Source organism: Pseudomonas sp. BIC9C (assembly GCF_034541995.1).
Lineage (GTDB): Bacteria > Pseudomonadota > Gammaproteobacteria > Pseudomonadales > Pseudomonadaceae > Aquipseudomonas > Aquipseudomonas fluorescens_CC.
This window is the reverse complement of record NZ_JAWDGM010000001.1, coordinates 153,538-172,513: the sequence shown is the minus strand read 5'-3', so window position 1 is coordinate 172,513 and position 18,976 is coordinate 153,538. Positions and strand designations below refer to the sequence as shown.

Annotated in this window: 14 protein-coding genes, 4 tRNA genes and 2 pseudogenes; 13 read left to right on the top strand and 7 right to left on the bottom strand. The window is 55.8% G+C overall.

Going from position 1 to position 18,976, the window contains the following annotated elements:
- The first annotated feature begins 68 nt into the window (after nucleotides 1-68).
- The 11 genes and pseudogenes from RS887_RS00850 (at nucleotide 69) to RS887_RS00800 (ending at nucleotide 10,830) form a co-directional block, all read left to right on the top strand.
- Complete coding sequence (locus tag RS887_RS00850) at nucleotides 69-629, top strand: CvpA family protein (protein ID WP_322614039.1); 561 nt, start codon at nucleotides 69-71, stop codon at nucleotides 627-629.
- Nucleotides 630-670: 41 nt separating this feature from the next.
- On the top strand, nucleotides 671-2,176 hold the full coding sequence (gene purF, locus RS887_RS00845; RefSeq protein ID WP_111282125.1) for an amidophosphoribosyltransferase: 1,506 nt from the start codon (nucleotides 671-673) through the stop codon (nucleotides 2,174-2,176).
- Nucleotides 2,177-2,257: 81 nt separating this feature from the next.
- Entirely contained in the window at nucleotides 2,258-3,469 is a 1,212-nt protein-coding gene (locus RS887_RS00840; RefSeq protein ID WP_057396126.1) for an O-succinylhomoserine sulfhydrylase, read from the top strand.
- Nucleotides 3,466-4,241 (top strand): annotated as a pseudogene (locus RS887_RS00835) (SDR family oxidoreductase). The gene RS887_RS00840 and the pseudogene RS887_RS00835 overlap by 4 nt, the downstream one beginning before the upstream one ends.
- A 206-nt stretch (nucleotides 4,242-4,447) precedes the next feature.
- Nucleotides 4,448-4,523, top strand: a tRNA-Val gene (locus RS887_RS00830).
- Nucleotides 4,524-4,576: 53 nt separating this feature from the next.
- Nucleotides 4,577-4,653 (top strand) — tRNA-Asp (locus RS887_RS00825).
- 105 nt (nucleotides 4,654-4,758) lie between these two features.
- A tRNA-Asp gene (locus tag RS887_RS00820) sits at nucleotides 4,759-4,835 on the top strand.
- A 416-nt stretch (nucleotides 4,836-5,251) separates the two neighbouring features.
- Nucleotides 5,252-8,084: pseudogene (locus tag RS887_RS00815) on the top strand (xanthine dehydrogenase family protein molybdopterin-binding subunit).
- Complete coding sequence (locus RS887_RS00810) at nucleotides 8,077-8,616, top strand: (2Fe-2S)-binding protein (RefSeq protein ID WP_007982256.1); 540 nt, start codon at nucleotides 8,077-8,079, stop codon at nucleotides 8,614-8,616. Before RS887_RS00815 ends, RS887_RS00810 begins: the two are co-directional and overlap by 8 nt.
- Nucleotides 8,617-8,618: 2 nt before the next feature.
- Nucleotides 8,619-9,857 carry a cytochrome c gene (locus tag RS887_RS00805; protein WP_322614038.1) on the top strand — a complete coding sequence of 413 codons (1,239 nt, stop codon included), beginning with the start codon at nucleotides 8,619-8,621 and terminating at the stop codon, nucleotides 9,855-9,857.
- 1 nt (nucleotide 9,858) lies between these two features.
- Nucleotides 9,859-10,830: an XdhC family protein gene (locus tag RS887_RS00800; RefSeq protein WP_322614037.1), complete on the top strand. Its 972-nt coding sequence runs from the start codon at nucleotides 9,859-9,861 to the stop codon at nucleotides 10,828-10,830.
- A 54-nt stretch (nucleotides 10,831-10,884) separates the two neighbouring features.
- On the opposite strand, the gene RS887_RS00795 is transcribed toward RS887_RS00800, so the two are convergent.
- Nucleotides 10,885-12,168, bottom strand: coding sequence for an FAD-binding oxidoreductase (locus RS887_RS00795; RefSeq protein ID WP_322614036.1), 1,284 nt, complete (start codon nucleotides 12,166-12,168; stop codon nucleotides 10,885-10,887).
- Between the two features lie 184 nt (nucleotides 12,169-12,352).
- Here RS887_RS00795 and RS887_RS00790 point away from each other — a divergent pair.
- Nucleotides 12,353-12,429: transfer RNA gene (locus RS887_RS00790), tRNA-Val, on the top strand.
- A gap of 523 nt (nucleotides 12,430-12,952) precedes the next feature.
- Entirely contained in the window at nucleotides 12,953-13,408 is a 456-nt protein-coding gene (locus tag RS887_RS00785; RefSeq protein ID WP_322614035.1) for a hypothetical protein, read from the top strand.
- 887 nt (nucleotides 13,409-14,295) lie between these two features.
- Here the strand turns inward: RS887_RS00785 and RS887_RS00780 are convergent.
- The 6 genes from RS887_RS00780 to RS887_RS00755 form a co-directional block, all read right to left on the bottom strand.
- Nucleotides 14,296-14,646 (bottom strand): hypothetical protein, encoded by a 351-nt coding sequence (locus RS887_RS00780; protein ID WP_322614034.1) that lies wholly within the window; start codon nucleotides 14,644-14,646, stop codon nucleotides 14,296-14,298.
- A 460-nt stretch (nucleotides 14,647-15,106) separates the two neighbouring features.
- Complete coding sequence (locus tag RS887_RS00775) at nucleotides 15,107-16,564, bottom strand: DEAD/DEAH box helicase family protein (RefSeq protein ID WP_322614033.1); 1,458 nt, start codon at nucleotides 16,562-16,564, stop codon at nucleotides 15,107-15,109.
- The gene (locus RS887_RS00770) at nucleotides 16,551-16,841 is read right to left on the bottom strand and encodes a hypothetical protein (RefSeq protein WP_322614032.1); all 291 of its coding nucleotides are present in this window, start codon (nucleotides 16,839-16,841) and stop codon (nucleotides 16,551-16,553) included. The genes RS887_RS00775 and RS887_RS00770 overlap by 14 nt, the downstream gene beginning before the upstream one ends.
- A gap of 2 nt (nucleotides 16,842-16,843) precedes the next feature.
- Nucleotides 16,844-17,251 (bottom strand): hypothetical protein, encoded by a 408-nt coding sequence (locus RS887_RS00765; RefSeq protein WP_322614031.1) that lies wholly within the window; start codon nucleotides 17,249-17,251, stop codon nucleotides 16,844-16,846.
- Nucleotides 17,252-17,259: 8 nt separating this feature from the next.
- Nucleotides 17,260-17,529, bottom strand: coding sequence for a hypothetical protein (locus RS887_RS00760; RefSeq protein ID WP_322614030.1), 270 nt, complete (start codon nucleotides 17,527-17,529; stop codon nucleotides 17,260-17,262).
- Between the two features lie 296 nt (nucleotides 17,530-17,825).
- Complete coding sequence (locus RS887_RS00755) at nucleotides 17,826-18,782, bottom strand: site-specific integrase (RefSeq protein WP_322614029.1); 957 nt, start codon at nucleotides 18,780-18,782, stop codon at nucleotides 17,826-17,828.
- Between the last annotated feature and the right edge of the window lie 194 nt (nucleotides 18,783-18,976).

Sequence of the window (18,976 nt, the reverse complement as noted above, 5' to 3'; positions counted from 1 at the left end):
AATCGCAGCTTACCGATAAGCACGGGCTCTGCTAAAATGCGCCGCCTTATCCGTCTGTAGGCTGCACTGTGCCATTTACCTGGGTTGACTGGGCGATCGTAGCAATCGTCGCCATCTCCGCATTGATCAGTCTGAGCCGCGGCTTCGTCAAGGAAGCACTGTCGCTGGTGACCTGGATCATCGCAGGAGTCGTTGCCTGGATGTTCGGTGGTTCACTGTCCGAGTACCTCGGCGGGTACATCCAAACACCGTCGGCCCGTATTATCACGGGCTGTGCCATCATGTTTGTCGCCACTTTAATCGTAGGCGCAATGATCAATTATCTTATCGGCGAACTGGTTCGCGTCACCGGGCTCTCCGGGACCGACCGATTCCTCGGCATGGCCTTCGGCGCCGCGCGTGGCGGGTTGCTGGTGGTTACCGCCGTCGGGCTGTTGAGCCTGGGGCCGGTACAGCAGGACGGGTGGTGGAAAGAGTCCCAGCTCGTGCCAAAATTTCTATTGGTCGCCGACTGGTCCAAAAACCTGATCCTCGGGTGGAGCAGTCAGTGGCTTGCCAGCGGAATCAGCGTACCCGCTGATATTCCGTTCAAGGAGCAACTCTTGCCGATGGCCAAAACGCCTCAGTGAGTAGTGCTCAGTTCAGATCCATTAAGTAGGGGTTGCGTCGCATGTGTGGCATCGTCGGTATCGTCGGTAAGTCGAACGTCAATCAGGCGCTGTATGACGCGCTAACCGTCCTCCAGCACCGCGGCCAGGACGCTGCCGGTATCGTGACCAGCCATGATGGCCGGTTATTCCTGCGCAAGGACAACGGTCTGGTGCGTGACGTGTTCCAGCAGCGTCACATGCAGCGCCTGGTCGGTCACATGGGCATTGGCCATGTGCGTTATCCGACCGCGGGCAGCTCGACGTCGGCTGAAGCTCAACCGTTTTACGTCAACTCGCCTTACGGCATCACCCTGGCGCACAACGGTAACCTGACCAACGTTGAACAACTGGCCAAGGAGATTTACGAATCTGACCTGCGCCACGTCAACACCAGTTCCGATTCGGAAGTGCTGCTCAACGTGTTTGCGCACGAGCTGGCCCAGCGCGGCAAGTTGCAGCCGACCGAAGAAGACGTGTTCGCCGCCGTCACTGACGTGCACAACCGTTGCGTCGGTGGTTATGCCGTCGTAGCGATGATCACCGGCTACGGCATCGTCGGTTTCCGCGACCCGCACGGCATCCGCCCGATCGTTTTCGGCCAGCGTCACACCGACGAAGGCGTCGAGTACATGATCGCCTCGGAAAGCGTTTCCCTGGACGTGCTCGGCTTCACCCTGATTCGCGACCTGGCTCCCGGCGAAGCGGTCTACATCACTGAAGAGGGCAAGCTGTACACCCGTCAGTGCGCGACCAACCCGTCCCTCACCCCGTGCATCTTCGAACACGTCTACCTGGCGCGTCCGGATTCGATCATCGACGGCGTGTCGGTCTACAAGGCCCGCCTGCGCATGGGTGAGAAACTCGCCGAGAAGATCCAGCGCGAGCGTCCGGATCACGACATCGACGTGGTCATCCCGATTCCGGACACCAGCCGCACCGCGGCGCTGGAACTGGCGAACCACCTGGGCGTGAAGTTCCGCGAAGGCTTCGTGAAGAACCGCTACATCGGCCGGACCTTCATCATGCCGGGCCAGGCCGCGCGGAAAAAATCCGTACGCCAGAAACTCAATGCCATCGAGCTGGAATTCCGCGGCAAGAACGTGATGCTGGTGGATGACTCCATCGTTCGCGGTACCACTTGCAAGCAGATCATCCAGATGGCCCGCGAAGCCGGCGCGAAGAACGTTTACTTCTGTTCCGCGGCTCCAGCGGTTCGCTACCCGAACGTCTACGGCATCGACATGCCGAGCGCCCACGAGCTGATCGCCCACAACCGTTCGACCCAGGACGTGGCCGACCTGATCGGCGCCGACTGGCTGGTCTATCAGGATCTGCCTGACTTGATCGAAGCGGTCGGTGGCGGCAAGATCAAGATCGAGAAGTTCGATTGCGCGGTGTTCGATGGCCAGTACGTCACCGGCGACGTCGACGAGGCTTACCTGAACAAGATCGAGCAGGCACGCAACGATGCCTCCAAGGTCAAGACGCAGGCGGTCAGTGCGATCATCGATCTGTACAACAACTGAGTGACTACCGGCCCTGAGGGGCCGGTTTTGTATCTGGCAAAAAGACTTTTATCTATCAAGAGCAGGGCAAGGAGTGACAGCATGAGTCAGGAATGGGATGCCGGTCGGCTGGACAGCGACCTCGAAGGTGTAGCGTTCGATACCCTGGCCGTACGTGCCGGTCAGCACCGTACGCCGGAAGGCGAACACGGTGATCCGATGTTCTTCACCTCCAGCTATGTATTCCGTACCGCCGCCGACGCCGCTGCGCGCTTCGCTGGCGAAGTACCGGGCAACGTTTATTCGCGCTACACCAACCCGACCGTGCGCGCGTTCGAAGAGCGCATCGCCGCGCTGGAAAGCGCCGAGCAGGCCGTGGCCACGGCCACCGGCATGGCGGCCATCATGGCCGTGGTGATGAGCCTGTGCAGTGCTGGTGATCACGTACTGGTGTCGCGCAGCGTATTCGGCTCGACCATCAGCCTGTTCGAAAAGTACTTCAAGCGCTTCGGCATCGAAGTCGACTACGTTGCCCTGGCCGATCTGTCCGGTTGGGATGCAGCGATCAAGGCCAACACCAGGCTGCTGTTCGTTGAATCGCCGTCCAATCCGTTGGCCGAGTTGGTGGACATTGCGGCTCTGTCGGAAATCGCCCATGCCAAAGGCGCGATGCTGGTAGTCGACAACTGCTTCTGCACGCCGGCATTGCAGCAGCCGCTGAAAATGGGCGCGGACATCGTCGTGCACTCGGCCACCAAGTTCATCGACGGCCAGGGCCGATGCATGGGCGGCGTAGTCGCCGGTCGTAGCGAGCAGATGAAAGAAGTGGTGGGTTTCCTGCGTACCGCTGGGCCGACCCTGAGCCCGTTCAACGCCTGGATCTTCCTCAAGGGTCTGGAAACCCTGAACCTGCGGATGAAAGCGCATTGCGCCAACGCCCAGCAACTGGCCGAGTGGCTGGAGCAGCAGGCAGGCATCGAGAAAGTCCATTACGCCGGCCTCAAGAGCCATCCGCAACACGAACTGGCGCTGCGTCAGCAGAAGGGTTTCGGTGCTGTCGTCAGTTTTGAGGTGAAGGGTGGCAAAGAGGGCGCCTGGCGCTTTATCGATGCCACGCGCCTGATTTCGATCACTGCCAACCTGGGTGACAGCAAAACCACCATCACCCATCCGAGCACCACGTCCCATGGTCGCCTGGCGCCGCAAGAGCGTGAAGCGGCGGGCATTCGTGACAGCCTGATCCGCATCGCGGTCGGTCTGGAGGACGTGGCGGACCTGCAAGCCGACCTGGCGCGCGGCCTGGCTGCGTTGTGATCGAGTTGTCTGTGCCGGCCACGGGCTCAAATGGCCGCGTAGCGCTGGTGACCGGTGCTGCGCGGGGCATTGGCCTGGGGATCTCGGCCTGGCTGATCAGCGAAGGCTGGCAAGTCGTGCTGACGGATCTGGATCGGGAGCGCGGTTCGAAAGTGGCGAAGGTGCTGGGTGACAACGCCTGGTTCATCGCCATGGATGTCGCCAACGAAGGGCAGGTCGCGCTGGGTGTGGCCGAGGTGCTCGGCCAGTTCGGGCATCTGGATGCACTGGTCTGCAATGCGGCGGTCGCCGATCCGCACAACATCACGCTGGAAAGTCTGGATCTGGCTCACTGGAATCGGGTGTTGGCGGTGAACCTCAGTGGGCCGATGCTCCTGGCCAAGTACTGTGCACCGTACCTGCGCGCTCACAGCGGTGCCATCGTCAATCTGGCCTCGACCCGCGCCGGGCAGTCAGAACCCGATACGGAGGCCTATGCGGCGAGCAAGGGCGGCCTGTTGGCCCTGACTCACGCGTTGGCCATCAGTCTTGGCCCGGAGATTCGGGTCAATGCCGTCAGTCCTGGCTGGATCGACGCGCGCGACCCTCGGTGCGGCGTGCTCAACCATTGACCGAGGCCGATCATGCCCAGCATCCGGCGGGCAGGGTGGGAACGGTCGAGGATGTCGCGGCGATGGTGGCCTGGCTGCTGTCGAGGAATGCCGGATTTGTCACCGGCCAGGAATTCGTGGTCGATGGCGGCATGACCAAGAAGATGATTTACAGCGAGTAAGCTCCGGGATTGATGTTGAATGTGCTGCCGCTTTCGCGAGCAAGCCCGCTCCCACATTTGGAATGCATTCCCCTGTGGGAGCGGGCTTGCTCGCGAAAGCGGTCTTGCTGCGAGTACATAATTTTGTCTTTTTCAGAAAAACTTCAATCCTGCTATTGACTTAGGTTCGTTACCTGCGTAAATTTCGCGGCCTCGGAGATGCAAACGGGTGATTAGCTCAGCTGGGAGAGCGTCTGCCTTACAAGCAGAATGTCGGCGGTTCGATCCCGTCATCACCCACCACTCCTGAGATACTTGCGAAAGCAAGAGGTAGGCTGAAATGCCTCCACCGACGCGCAGCGGTAGTTCAGTCGGTTAGAATACCGGCCTGTCACGCCGGGGGTCGCGGGTTCGAGTCCCGTCCGCTGCGCCATATTTTCCGAGTCAGGCATGCCCTGATTCGAGATTGAAAGAGAGATTGAAAAGTCTCGGAGCTTTCAATCAGACGAGTTACTTGAGCATCTGCTCAAAGCGATACGCAGCGGTAGTTCAGTCGGTTAGAATACCGGCCTGTCACGCCGGGGGTCGCGGGTTCGAGTCCCGTCCGCTGCGCCATATCTGCCTCAAGGCCAACTGAACGCCTTGGAGCTACGAAGAAGCCACTGGCTGATTCGAGTCGATAGCAAAGACCCTGGTCGAAAGACCGGGGTTTTTTGTTTCTGAAATTTGATTTCCCCCTCCCTGTATTTTTCCTGTCAGTCCTTCCTGCATGCCTGTCCTCGGGCAGGGCGAATCTTGTTCTCGTCTTCCGTCGACACCCTCAATACGCTGCGCCAAAAAGTCGCGGTTTTTTGATCTTTTGGTCAATTTTTGGTTTTCCGCAGAGTCGCAAGTCTATAAACTTAACCTTTCGGTCAGCTTTGCACTGTCATTACAGCCTTTTGCCACGTCCAGAAGGGCTTCTGCAAGACTCGAGATTTTCCAGTACATAATCAGAAGGGCGGACCCCATGACCGCCCAGAGGATGATCCATGTCCAACCGTGATATATCCCGGCGCTCGTTCCTTCAGGGCGGGCTGGTAGCGGGTGTGAGCGTGACGCTCACGCCATTGAGCAGCCAGGCGCTGGCCGCCTTGATGGAAAACAGCGTGACCGTGCCGTCCGAGCAGTGGCTCGGTAACAATGGCAAGGCGCGCGCCCGTAACGATGCCTTGTCCAAGGTCTGCGGCAGCAAAGTCTTTGCCCGCGACATCCGCGCCAAGGACATGCCGGGCTGGCCGCAGCAACAAGGCCACGCCATGCTGCTCAAGACCGTCAAGGCAGACCGCATTTACGCGGGGCTCGACCTTTCGTGGCTCGGTGCCGAGCTGCAGCCGGACCGCATCGTTACCGCCGAAGACCTGGTCAAGGACGGTATCGTGTTCCCTGAGGAGCACGCTCCGGATCCACTGCTGCCGGCCGGCAAGGTACCGATGTTCATCGGGCACCCCGTGGCGATCCTGATCTGGAACGACTTCGAGCGTTTCCGTCAGGCCAAGAGCAAGCTCAAGTTCAATGACAAGGCGATTCGTTACGGTGCCCAGGTACCGTTCTACGAAGGTGATCCCTATGGCAGCTTCCGGTACGTGCGCGTCGGCGGTGCGACCTCGGCGGATGAAGATGAGTTCGCCAGCCTCAAGGACTCGATCCTGTTCCCGATGCTGAAAAACCGTCGTCCGGTGTGGAACTCCCAGCCGAACCTGCACGGCAACCTGACCGAGCGCGGTTTGTTCTACGCCGAGCGCATGAAGCAGCAGATCGATACGCCACCGGACAACTGGCTGGTGTTCGATGAGCGCTACAAGACCCCGTCGATCGAACCGGCCGCCATGGAACCGGACAACGGCAACGGATGGTACGACCCGGCCACCAAGACCCTGCATTTCGTCGTCGCCACCCAATGCCCGCTGGAGGCTGCGACCGAAACCGCGAAGATGATCGCGCCGTCGCGCTTTGGTCTGGCCAACCTGAATATGCACCCGGGCTACACCGTCGGCTACGGATCAAAAGACCACAATATTTTCGTCTATTACGCAGCCCTCGCGGCGTTGTACGGCGCCGGTGTGCCGGTGCGCCTGGCCAACGACCGCTACGAGCAGTTCCAGAGCGGCATCAAGCGCCACCCGTTCGACATTCGCTATCAATTGGCGGTGGACAAGAACGACTACAGCTTCAAGATCTTCCGCGCTGAAATGAGCGTCGACGGTGGCGGGCGAATCAATTACAGCCCTTCGGTGGCTGCGGTGGGCGCCACGGCTGCACAATCGATCTACTACATGCCGCAGAACGATCTGCTGGTCACGGCTTACCATTCCCGCGCGGTAGAAGCCGGGTCGATGCGCGGCTACGGCACCCTGCAGAGCATGGCGTCGACCGAAATGATGGTCGACGAAATCGCTGATCGCCTCGGCATCGATGCCATTGAGCTGCGCCGCAAGAACGCGCTGCGCTCGGGGATGAAAAACACCCAGGGCGCAATCCCGGCCGGTGCCTTGCGCCTGCACGAGATTCTCGACAAGGCCGCAGTTCACGAAGTCTGGAGAAATCGCGACGCGATCAAGAAACAACGCGAAGCCGCCGATCCGGACAACTGGTACGGCGTTGGTTTCGCCATCTGCCAGAAAGACTTCGGTACCGGTTCGGAAGCGCCAATGGCCAGCATCGAATTCACCGCTGAAGGGCGCATCAACTTGCGTCACATCGGTATCGAGATCGGCACCGGCATGTCCACTTCGCAAGCGATGGTAGTGGCCGACTTCCTCGGTCTGCCTGCGCACGAAGTGAAGACCGGCGAAACCGACTGGAAGGAAATGCAGCTGGTCACCGGCGGCAACCCTTACATCATGAGCCAGGCCGAGCAGGACAGCTTCCTGCGTAACCCGCGCTGGGTCGGCAAAATCGCTTCGGCGTCGTCGGCGACCAACTCCGCCTACTACTTCAGCCACGCCACCCGTGAAGCGGCGCGTGTGCTGTTCAACCACGGCCTGTGGCCGGCGGCGCTGGAAATCTGGCGACAAGGCCCTTACGGCGGTCAGGCCAACCCTTACGTGGTGCGCCGTGAAGACGCCCATTGGGTCGACGGCAAACTCACCGCCAATGGCATGGAACCGTTGCCGTTCGCGATGCTGGCCAAGCGTGCCCACGAACGCGGGCTGGTGACTGGCGCGACCGTGCATGGCTTCAACCGCTGGAGCTGGGCCGAGGCTGAGTTCAGCATCGACGGCGTGCGTGAGCGTTTGCCGCTCGATGGGCTGGCGGTCAAGTACGGCGACGGTGCGCCAAAAGCGAAGAGGGCGCAGATGAGCAGCGCCGGTTTCCATTTGCTGGATCGGCAGAACATCGCCTACCCGGCAACCCAGCTGAACAACGCGGCGGTGACTTACTACAGCCCGGTCGCGACGCTGGTGGAAGTGAAGGTCAACAAGGGCTCGGCGGAAGTGTCGGTGCTCAACCACCATTCGTGGGTCGAGTGCGGTCGGGTGTTGGTGGAAGAACTGGTCAAGGGCCAGCTCGAAGGCGGTATCGCCATGGGCATCGGCCATGCGTTGATGGAAGAGATGCCGCTGTATGAGGGCGGCCCGGGGGAGGGTGACTGGAACTTCAACCGTTACCGACTGCCGATGGCGCGTCACGTTGCGGTGTGGGAAACAGACGGCGGAGATCCTGCCGCCACTGTCGCCAAGCGACCCGTCCAAGGGCATCGCCGAGGTGGTGATGATCCCGGTGGTCGGTGCCATCGGCAACGCCGTGGCCCACGCCATCGGTAAACGTGTCCGCGACCTGCCTATCACTTCTGCACGCATCAAGGAGGCCCTCAATGGCTAACCGTCCGCTTCAACTGACCCTCAACGGTCAATCCGTCGGCCCGGTGGACATCCCTGATGACCTGCCGATGATCGATTACCTGCACGAGTACAAGAACCTCACCGGTTCGCGCCTGGGTTGCGGCCAGGGCATCTGCCACGCTTGCGTGGTGATCGTCGACAACCCCGATGGCACCAGCGAAGAAGTACGCACCTGCATCACGGGTGCGCACTATTTTGAAGGCAAGAAGGTGCGGACCATCGAAGGCCATGCGACCCGCGACGAGCAGGGCAAGGTCACCGAGCTGAACCCGATCCAGCAGCGCTTCGTCGATGAATTCGCCTTCCAGTGCAGCTATTGCGCACCGGGCTTCGTGAATGCCGCGACCGTGCTGGTGGAAAAGCTGCAGCGTCAGCCCATCGTCAAAAGCCAGCTGGAAAAAGTCATCGAGGACAGCCTCGGTCATCACATCTGCCGTTGCACCGGGTACGTGCGCTACTACAGCGCCACACGCAACGTGCTGACCGATCTCGGCCTGGTCAAGGAGGGTTAAGCATGAAGTGTCTACTTTCCCGCCTGGCATTGGCGGTCGGCCTGGCTGCGCCTGTATTGCTGGCCCACGCCGATGATGTGCAGGTCAAGCAAGGTGAATATCTCGCCCGCGCCGCCGACTGCATGGCGTGCCACACCGCACCAGGTGGCGCGCCCTATGCGGGCGGCCTGCCGATCGTGTCGCCGTTCGGCACGATCTACGGCACCAACATCACCCCGAGCAAAGAGCACGGCATCGGCCTGTACAGCGATGACGAGTTCTTTGCCGCGCTGACCGAAGGCAAGCGCCGCGATGGCGCAAACCTGTATCCGGCGATGCCGTACACCTCCTATCACCTGATGCCCCGTGCAGACTCCGACGCGATCCATGCCTACCTGAAAACCGTCGAGCCGATCGAACGTGCAGCGCCGGTCACCAGCCTGAGCTTCCCGTTCAACGTGCGCCTGGGCCTGATGGGTTGGAACATGATGTACGGCAAGGACGTGAAGCTGGGGCCTGCCGAGGGCAAGAGCGAAGCCTGGAAGCGTGGCCAGTACATGGTCGACGTGCTGGGGCACTGCGGCGAATGCCATACGCCGCGTGGCTTGCCGGGCGCGATGCAGCAGGACAAGCGCATGACCGGCGGCATTCTCAACGGATATCTGGCGCCGAGCCTGCTGGCCGCTGACCTGGCGGCCCGTGGCTGGAATCATCAGGACCTGAGCTCGTTCCTCAAGCACGGTATGAGCGCCCAGGGCACGATGTTCAACGAGATGTTCCCGGTGTTCCACAACAGCACCCAGGGCCTCAATGATCCGGATCTGGCGGCAATGGCGACTTTCCTGCTCGGCGACCAGCCGCCAGCGGCGAAAGTGCTCACCGAAGTGCCGTTGGACAAGCTGAACCCAAGCGCCCAGCGCGGCCGTCAGGAATATTTGAATGTCTGCGCCGGGTGCCATGCGCCGGGCGGTGAGGGCAAACCACACATTGCCGTGGCCATGCGTGGCAACACCACGTTGCGCCTGGAAGATCCGCGCAACCTGGTGCGGGTGATCGACGACGGTATCGGTGAGCAGAAATTCTCCGGTTTCGAACACATGCAGCCGATGCCAGGGTTCGCCGCGAAGTTGAGCGACGAGCAACTCACGGATCTGTTGAACTACCTGCGTCAGGGATGGGGCGGTCAGCCGAATGATCTGGCGCTGAACGACGTGCAGAAGTTGCGGGCCGATGCACCGCCGCTCGAGCACAAGGCGCACTGATATGCAGCATCTCGATCTGCAAGTCGTGCGCCGGGCGCTGGAGTGGTCGGCGGCCGGTCAGCGCATCTGGCTGTGTACGGTGCTGGCCACCTATGGCTCGGCACCGCGCGCACCGGGTTCGCTGCTGGCGGTGAACACTGATGGACACTGGATTGGCTCGCTGTCGGGTGGCTGTGTCGAGGAAGACTTTCTCGAGCGAGTCGCCGAGGGGGCGTTTCTGCAGTCGGTCAGCGTTGTTCGTTACGGCGAAGGCGACGACCCGCGCTCCCGCGTTAGCCTGCCGTGCGGCGGGGTGCTGGATGTGCTGGTCGAGAAGCTTGACGCCGATTGCGAGGTGCAAGCGCATCTGCGGGAGCTGGAGTCGGCACTGTTGGGCCGGCGTCGGTTGATCCGCGAAGTCGACCTGCAAAGCGGTGCGCGCAGTCTGTTCGAGGATCGTGAGCAGGGTGTGCGTATCGAGCGTGAAATCGACCGGGTGCGTGTGCGCGTCGGCGCCGCCCAGCGCTTGTTGTTGGCCGGGTATTCCAGTGTCGCTCAGGCCTGTGCAGAGTTTGCCGTGGGCCTGGGGTTCGAGGTGATCCTGTGTGATCCGCGGGACGAAGTGCTGGAAGGCGTCGTGCTGGAAAACGTGGAGATTCGCCGCCAACTGCCGTCGGTGTTCATTGCCGATGGTGGCTGCCACAGCGACACGGCGGTGGTGGCGTTGACCCACGATCCGCGTATCGATGACCTGGCGATGATGGAGGCGGTGCGCACCGAGGCGTTCTATATCGGTGTGATGGGTTCCATGCAGACCTCGCGGAAGCGCTTCGAGCGCTTGCGGCGCATTGGTGGGCTGGGGGAGGTCGAGTTGGGGCGGATTCATGCGCCAATTGGGCTGAACCTGGGCAGCAAGACGCCAGCAGAGATTGCCCTGGCGGTACTGGCGGACATCCTGCGGATTCGTAGCGGTATCGCGCGGGACCGGTTGTAAAACACAGCCACATGAAAAAGGGCCGCACATTGCGGCCCTTTTTGCATCTGTCGGTCACACGCCGAGCTTGTCCCGCAATCCGTAGTACCAGGCACCCAGCGCTGCGAACGGGGTACGCAGCATTTGTCCGCCGGGGAACGGGTAGTGGGGCAGGTCGGCAAACGCGTCAAAACGCTCGGCCTGGCCGCGCAGGGCTTCGGCCAGAACCTTGCCCGCCAGATGCGTGTAGGTCACGCCATGGCCGCTGCAGCCCTGGGAATAGTAAATGTTGTCGCCCAGGCGTCCGACCTGAGGCAGGCGCGACAGGGTCAGCAGGAAGTTGCCCGTCCACGCGTAATCGATCTTCACGTCCTTGAGCTGCGGGAACGCCTTGAGCATCTTCGGTCGAATGATCGCTTCGATGTTCGCCGGATCCCGCGCGCCGTATACCACGCCGCCACCGAAAATCAGGCGCTTGTCGCCGCTGAGGCGGTAGTAGTCGAGCAAGTAGTTGCAGTCTTCGACGCAGTAATCCTGTGGTAACAGGGTCTTCGCCAGTTCTTCGCCCAGTGGCTCGGTGGTAATCACTTGTGTGCCGCAAGGCATCGATTTGGCGGCCAGTTCCGGCACCAGATTGCCCAGATAGGCGTTGCCGGCGACGATGATGAACCTGGCCCTGACCTTGCCTTGTGGCGTGTGCACGACCGGGGTGGCGCCGCGCTCGATGCGTACGGCCGGCGACTGCTCGTAAATCGTTCCGCCCAGGGACTCGACCGCTGCCGCCTCTCCCAGTGCCAGGTTGAGCGGATGGATGTGGCCGCCACTCATGTCGAGCATGCCGCCGATGTATTGATCGCACGCCACCACTTCGCGGATGCGGCGTTGATCCATCAACTCAAGCTGGGTGTGTCCGAAACGCTCCCACAGGCGCTTCTGGGATTCGAGATGACCCATCTGCCTGGCGGTCATCGCGGCGAACACACCACCGTCCTTCAAGTCGCACTGAATGTTGTACCTGGCGACCCGCTCACGAATGATTCGCCCACCCTCGAACGCCATCTGCCCCAGCAACTGGGCCTGCTTGGGGCCGACTGTGCGCTCGATGACATCGATATCGCGGCTATAGCTGTTAACGATCTGGCCGCCATTACGCCCGGACGCCCCGAAACCCACCCTGGCGGCTTCGAGCACCGTGACCTTGAAGCCGTTCTCCAGCAGAAACAGGGCAGATGACAGCCCTGTATAACCGGCGCCAATCACACAGACATCGGTCTCGACGTCATCCTGCAACGCCGGGCGCGGCGGAACCGCATTGGCCGATGCGGCGTAGTAGGACTCGGGGTAGGGGGTGTTAGCCATCCGGCAGCCTCTGTTTAATATATTTTACGAGTGCGTTGATCCTACCCGAGTTGAAAATCGGCCGCCAGCCACCCGGAAAATCTTCTTTGTACCGGCAAAATTAAATATTTTGCATATTCATAGGGTTAGCTCGAAAAAAGGTGTTGACACCCCTCCGGAATTCCGTAGAATGCCGCCTCACAGCAGGCACGTAGCTCAGTTGGTTAGAGCACCACCTTGACATGGTGGGGGTCGTTGGTTCGAGTCCAATCGCGCCTACCAAACAAAATCCGCTCTGCTGGGCGGTGTGAGGGGGAATCCGAAAGGGTTCCCCTTTTTCTTTGCCTAAGAAAACGTTCACAAATTATAGGCTTCGTTCACACAAGGCAATGTGAACGTAGGTTCATGCCTGCCTCTGTTCACACTCAGAATTGTGAACGACTCTCCCTAACCTATTGATACGTATGGCCTGAGCACTTTCTTGTCTAGGTGGTGGTACGTTCGCAAGCTCACTCCCTTGCCCGTTGTTCGTACCTCACAAGGGCAGGCTTTCTAACCAACTGAGCTACGTGCCTGCTGTGAGGTGATAGACGCCTATCGGCCACGCTCTCCACCCCAACGCTATGTGTTGAATCGTGCACGCCTTCAGTGAGGCTGTAGAGGGCTGTACGCGTTTCTTTAACAGGGGTGGGCAGGGGGTGTGGGGTGGGGTGCTTATGTATGCAATGTGGCTAATGGATTTCTGCCAGAAATCCTCACCTCTTCCGCTACTATGGTGTCAATACGCTAGTGGTGGAGGGAAGCAATGTCTGAGTTCAATTTGACGAGAGAGATACTCGCTCTTTCGCAATCAGTTGCATGGGATGAAGCCAAGCGGGAATGGACGCTTCACAATATTTACGAGGCGGATGAGTTTGAAACCTGCTTGTGCGGCCATTATCCGATCAAAGAAATCTGTGTGCTTCAGAATAAGAAAAATCTAAACAAGGCTACCGTAGGGAACTGCTGTGTCAAAAAGTTCATTGGTCTGCCCTCGGATTTGATTTTTCAGGCTGTAAAGCGTGTAAGAAAGGATGAAGGAAAATCTCTTAATTTTGAAGCCATTACTCATGCTTATAGTAAGGGGTGGATAAATGAGTGGGAGTATAAGTTTTCAATTGACACTATGAGGAAGAGAAATCTCTCTGGAAATCAGCTTCAAAAGCGCATGCAGGTAAATGCGAAGATGCTCAATAATATGAAGAGAAACCCAAGCGCTTGATTATCTTGAAAAGGGGGGCTATGAAATGGATTGCAGCTTCAATATTTTGTTCTGCTCTGGTTCTCTCATACGCTATCACTTTACCGTTCCGTGATTGTGTAGAGGGATACATCACCCAGGCAAAGAACGCTGAATCGACTACGCGAGCATTGGCGGCTATGACGTGTCAGGTTCGACGAGGCTTCAGCTTGACGGTATGCGGTAGGGTAGGGTATATATGCGTTTCATAGGCAAACGGGCCTTGCTGATTCTAGTCAACTGTATGTCCCTTTAGGGGGCGCTAGCGAGTGAGTATGTAGGTGGTGAGACTTTGAATAGCACAGTCACCTAATGAAAGTGAGCATAGTCCGCGCCGGTGGATTGTAAACAGGCCCGGTCGCTAACGCCGTAAAGGTTAGCTCCATATCCAGACTTGGGATGGTTAAGTCTGGCAGGTTACTGGTAGCTGAACTATCAGGCACAGTAGGCGAAAGCCCCTGTGAAGAACGGCCAATGTGGTAACGCATTGAGCACCCCTGAGGGGCATCTAGGAGTCTCCTAGAAATTGAGCGTAACGCTCACTATGCCCTAGCTATATTCAAAAAACGGATGGTGCATACATTGGATAGTGATCAGGCACGCTTAGCTTCAGTGATCAAAGTAACTGCGTTTTATCATCCAATAGGTATGATATGCAACATGCTTATGGTGTCTGTCTTGATTGCTGCTGTGTGTATAGCGGTGTTCAAAGGTAAAATCATAGGTGCTGTGATCTTTATTGTTGTAGCTGTGATTGTTCGGCTTTTTATTATGTCGTTACTTAGATTCTATCTGGTCAGGAAATATCGGTAATTTGGTTGTTGTTATTCAAAGCCAATGCCTCCCTCCTATCTTAATAAATAATTATTCTATTTTGTGTCTACAAGCTTCATTCTTTCTATGTCTGCCTGATATTCGTCAGCAATCCGCTTGCCAATCGCCACTTCGCGCTCAACTTCTGATTTGCGTGGACGCCCTACAGGTCTTACACTACCTGTTACCTTAAGCATCTCCTTCACTGCGGTAATGTTTCCATTGACGAGTTCCTGTTTCAGAATCTCAATAGACTTGTCATGCCAGTAGATGCGGTGTTCCTCTTTCCATCCCTGTTCCTCAGCGTAAGTATCTAAGGTGAGCATGGTTACGCCTAATCGTTTGGCTAGGTCAAAGTGTGAGTTTGTTTCAATGTATTCGGTCTTGTCTTTATCTGTTAGGTTCATGGTGTTCTCTGTCTTGTGTGCTGAGTAGTAATTATCAGGGTGATTGAGTAGCAGATGATATTTAGGGCTATGGCTAAAATGCTGTAGTTCTGCATTATCTGTAGGATTAGTAGCTGAGAGTATTGAAGGCATAGCAATAGAGTTAATAGGTAGATCGCAGTCTAGATAGCTGATGCTTCCTTGATTATATCTGTATAGAGTATTCTTGTTTTCCAATGATGGGTGTGTCTTAACGTCACTTCGTGACAGAAGCAAAAGTAAAAGCAAGAGCACGCCACGGGGTGGCATACGCAAATAAGAAAGATCAAGAGCGGATTACTAGTAGATGCTCTGCTTTTGATTCTCTCTTTAATGCGTGCTCTTTGTCAGCTTGCTGGCGTTGCTTTTGCTTTTGATTGTTTGGCATTAAGTGTGAGGTTTCTCTTAGAGTATCTTTAAGGAAATACTCACAGTCTATAGCTCATGACTTTAGCCACTTTGATATGGTGAAGTTACTAACATTCATTAGACTAGCGATCTTCCTTGCGGATAAACCATCAGATGATAGTTCTTTTGCTATCAAGATGTTTTCCTCTAGCTTGCTTCTTGAGTGCGTGCTTGGTGCTGGTCTAGTAAGATCCTTGAGGACATGGTGACACCCCCTAAGATCAAACGCTAGATGTAGCCCAGATTCCTCTGTGGGTACAAAGTGAACCGTAGGTCTATCATTATTAAAGGTTCTAATGCTACTGCGTGTAGCGGCTTGGAATATCAGTTCTCTGTAGCGTTCATTGCGCAAGGCTTGCTTACCTACTGATGATGAGATGGCCATTTTCTCAAGCATCTCAGAGTTATTCTGATCATCAATAGGGTTAGGGTTTCCATGAATCAGAGATAGCGTGTGGTGTACGTCTGAATATCCATTCAATCCCCTCGCATCAAAAGGAATGTGTATTACATTCTGATGATCCTCGAAAGGATACTTGCACCACTCATGAACCTGAACAAGGATGGGTTCACCTTGTACGAACTCAATAGCGTCGCGTAATAGTGCGTGCCCGTATACTCGATCATTCCATTCCTCGGCTATGCTGCCGTCAGGGAGGGTAAGCAGCATGGTCTTGCTAACCTTACTGCCCCCAATCAATGGATAGATGTAGCTTGGAAACTTATAGCGTCTGTATTCTGGTGTGAGTTTAGACGCTGCAATGGTGTAGCCCTTGGTGAGGGCATGTTGATAGGCTAGGGTTCCTGTGACATTAGCTCCGAGGATGTGTGTTTCTAAGGCGTGCTCATAGATTCCGCTTAAGTCGAAGTAATCAATAACTCTGACTTGCCATTTCCATTTGTTTTCCTTCTTGCTGAGATACTCCTTGATGAATACATCAGCCTTGCCCCGAAGGAGTGCCCCAAGACAAGTAGTGATGGTTGACATTCCCTTGTCATCTATTACATCTGAGTAGATGGCCCTTGCTTCCTTTGTCATTCCTTGTTTGATAGACGCTTTGGTCGAGACGCCATCAATCTCAATGAATTTTTCTAAGAAGTTAGTATAAGCATGGTCTCCAATATCTCTGGTGAGATTGTTAGCGACCGATGGGACTTCATCAATGACCACAACCCAGTCTTGCAGGTAGCAAGGGTCAAGGTCTAATAGTGTCTTATGCGTAATGATAAGAACCTTAGGGTCATCTTCTAGCAGTGTGCATTCTACTGTGTTAGTGACGTGTTTGTGAGTGTCACTATTGATTACGCAGATGTGATTGATTCCGATTGCTTGAATGCGCTTAACAACATCCTTTGACAATACCTTGGTAGGTACAGCATAGAGATAGCGTTTGTAAGGTGCTGAGTCTAGCTCCCTAATGAATTGCTCTGTCTTGCCTGTTCCTGGCGTGGCTTCTGCTACGTAAATAACCTTCGGCTCACTTGGGTTCAATCAGTTTCCCTTCTGTGATTAGAGTATCTATTGTTCGTGTGATTTGCCTAGGGTCTGTGAAGATGCCCTGAAGCTCTACAGGAAGTGAGCTGCAACCATGAACGGAAAGCACCTGATACGAGCCATATTGGCTCATGCCATATTCGCTCCCCTTATAATCTCTGATGCCTGTGATGAGTTTGTTCTTTTCTGCTATGCTGCAATCTATAGCGCCTAACGATGAGCGGCGTTCTTCTAAGGCTCTCAGTTCTGATTGTGTCAATTCTACGTTCTTCATAATCACTCCCCTTGATTGTAGGTAGCACGGATGGCTGCCATCAGTTCAGCTTGCTCTTTCGCTGTGGCACCAGTAAGCATGGACTTAGTAGTTCCTGAAACGTTTCCAGCTTCATCTCTTACTACTACGCTCTTATGAGGTTGGGCGCCAAACCCTTTATAGGTATTCTCTACATCCATCATCTGGCGTACTAGGGGGTCGCCCTTGTAAAGTTCGTCAGCTACTTTTTGTTTAGATGCTTTCCATTGTGCAAGGGCGTCTTTAGATGATGTGAGCGGATTACCTCTGGGTTGAGGGGCTTCCTCTGCAATCTGATAGCCATCTGCGAATAGTTCGGTCAGTACAGCTTGAGGTGAATTACCTGTGCGACGAGCTAGCTCGTGTACATCACTCATTGTAATAGTTTTCATATGGTTCCTTAAGCTTCAATTACTCGATATTGGTATGGGGCGTTGGCATTGGCTGCTGATTTTTGACGTTCGATCAGCCCAATACTTGTTAGGTGTTCTATTACGTAGTCAATGCTACGGCGTGATAGTGAAGTTGCTCTGGAGAATTGCCCTCTGGATATTGTAGTCCAACCTGTGTTGCCTTTTCCGTTGCGAATCATTAAGTAGATGATCTTGCGGGGTAGTGTGTTTAACGCTTGATGTTGTACAGCTACGATTTCTTCTAGTGTGATAATCATGGTTATAAGCTCGATCTGTTACGTTGGTGATGGTGTTTCTTTTCTAACATACAGACAAAGTCAGTTCCCCTCACTGACTCAAGGAAGTGGTGAAAATTAACACCTTATATTTATATATACTGATTTTTTAAGAGGATTGTCTACATGGCATCTGAAATTATTTTCTATTAGTAACTCTATGTTGCTCGTATTCCATTACTCTGTGACGCTGTAAGCCCCTGTAAAGGGGCTATGACAACGTATGGTTGTAAGGGGGTGTCTACAATCAACGTCGTTTCTGTGGGTTAAAAGAGCACTTAATCAATCAGGTGAAGTACATCCTTGGCGTTCAAGTGAGAGTATCTAGCTACAGACCTAGTGTCTCTGTGTCCCGACACAATCATTATCTGAGCGTTGTTAAATCCTTTCTTGGCTACATTGGTAATGCGTGTATGCCTCAACTGATGAAGCCTAACGCTACTATCAAGGCCTGCTTTGTTCCTTGCTATCCTGACTGCCTGTGACACGCTATGAGGCGTCACAGTGAATAGTCTTCCCTTGCTTGCTCGGTCTGCTAATGCTAGTCGCTGTGCTTCCTTCAGTAGCTCTATGGCACGCAATGTTAGAGGCACAGACCTAGTGCCGTTCTTCCCGTCAATTACATCCGCAATACGTTCCTCCAGGTGAAGGCAGTGAGTAGTGAGCTTGAGTATTTCTGAGCGTCTCATAGCCGTTTCATAGGCGAGCTCTACGATGAGCGCCATGGTGGGGGAGAGCTTGTTGAGCAATTGTCTTAGTTCGCCAGCACTGATTACCTTGTCGCTCGACTTGTCCGGCTTGGGTAGGGCTATGTCACTTACGGGGTTGTGTATGTCGATTAGCAGGCCACGCTTAGCGAACCTGAAAAAACGGGACATGAACGCTAACTGTATGCGACAGGTAGCAGGCTTGACCGTCTGTAGGCGCTTCAGCTTGAAGTCATTGACTAGCTGAGGGGTGATGTCATGGATTGACTGAGGGAATGCAGCAAAGAGCTGGTCAACGATCTTGATAGCATGGTCATAGCTACCCTTACCCTTGAGTAGGGTTTCGCAATAGGTCATGCCCAAGGTGTAAATCGTATGGGTTTGGTGTTCCTTGGTGACGGCTTCAAGCTGGTTAGCCCATGCTTGGGCCAGTGCCTGAGTAGGGAAGGTTTTGGACTGGGCAGGTTTCCCTCTCAGTCGTACCTGAGCGTTCCAGTTTCCTGACGGTAAGGAGCGGATGTTAGCCATTGTTGACGCCTCATAATGTGAATGGGCGTTCTCTTAAGGCCTTGAGCTGCGTGGCTCAGCGCTTAGCATGGTGGCTCTTGACATGGTGGGGGTCGTTGGTTCGAGTCCAATCGCGCCTACCAAACAAAATCCGCTCTGCTGGGCGGTCTGGAAGGGCTCACCGAAAGGTGGGCCCTTTTTTGTTGCCGTTTTGA

Excerpts from the sequence above, each read along its gene's own strand:
- purF (WP_111282125.1), top strand. The coding sequence starts at position 671 with ATGTGTGGCATCGTCGGTATCGTCGGTAAGTCGAACGTCAATCAGGCG.
- RS887_RS00840 (WP_057396126.1), top strand. The coding sequence starts at position 2,258 with ATGAGTCAGGAATGGGATGCCGGTCGGCTGGACAGCGACCTCGAAGGT.
- RS887_RS00810 (WP_007982256.1), top strand. The coding sequence starts at position 8,077 with ATGGCTAACCGTCCGCTTCAACTGACCCTCAACGGTCAATCCGTCGGC.
- RS887_RS00805 (WP_322614038.1), top strand. The coding sequence starts at position 8,619 with ATGAAGTGTCTACTTTCCCGCCTGGCATTGGCGGTCGGCCTGGCTGCG.
- RS887_RS00800 (WP_322614037.1), top strand. The coding sequence starts at position 9,859 with ATGCAGCATCTCGATCTGCAAGTCGTGCGCCGGGCGCTGGAGTGGTCG.
- RS887_RS00795 (WP_322614036.1), bottom strand. The coding sequence starts at position 12,168 with ATGGCTAACACCCCCTACCCCGAGTCCTACTACGCCGCATCGGCCAAT.
- RS887_RS00785 (WP_322614035.1), top strand. The coding sequence starts at position 12,953 with ATGTCTGAGTTCAATTTGACGAGAGAGATACTCGCTCTTTCGCAATCA.
- RS887_RS00780 (WP_322614034.1), bottom strand. The coding sequence starts at position 14,646 with ATGAACCTAACAGATAAAGACAAGACCGAATACATTGAAACAAACTCA.
- RS887_RS00770 (WP_322614032.1), bottom strand. The coding sequence starts at position 16,841 with ATGAAGAACGTAGAATTGACACAATCAGAACTGAGAGCCTTAGAAGAA.
- RS887_RS00765 (WP_322614031.1), bottom strand. The coding sequence starts at position 17,251 with ATGAAAACTATTACAATGAGTGATGTACACGAGCTAGCTCGTCGCACA.
- RS887_RS00760 (WP_322614030.1), bottom strand. The coding sequence starts at position 17,529 with ATGATTATCACACTAGAAGAAATCGTAGCTGTACAACATCAAGCGTTA.
- RS887_RS00755 (WP_322614029.1), bottom strand. The coding sequence starts at position 18,782 with ATGGCTAACATCCGCTCCTTACCGTCAGGAAACTGGAACGCTCAGGTA.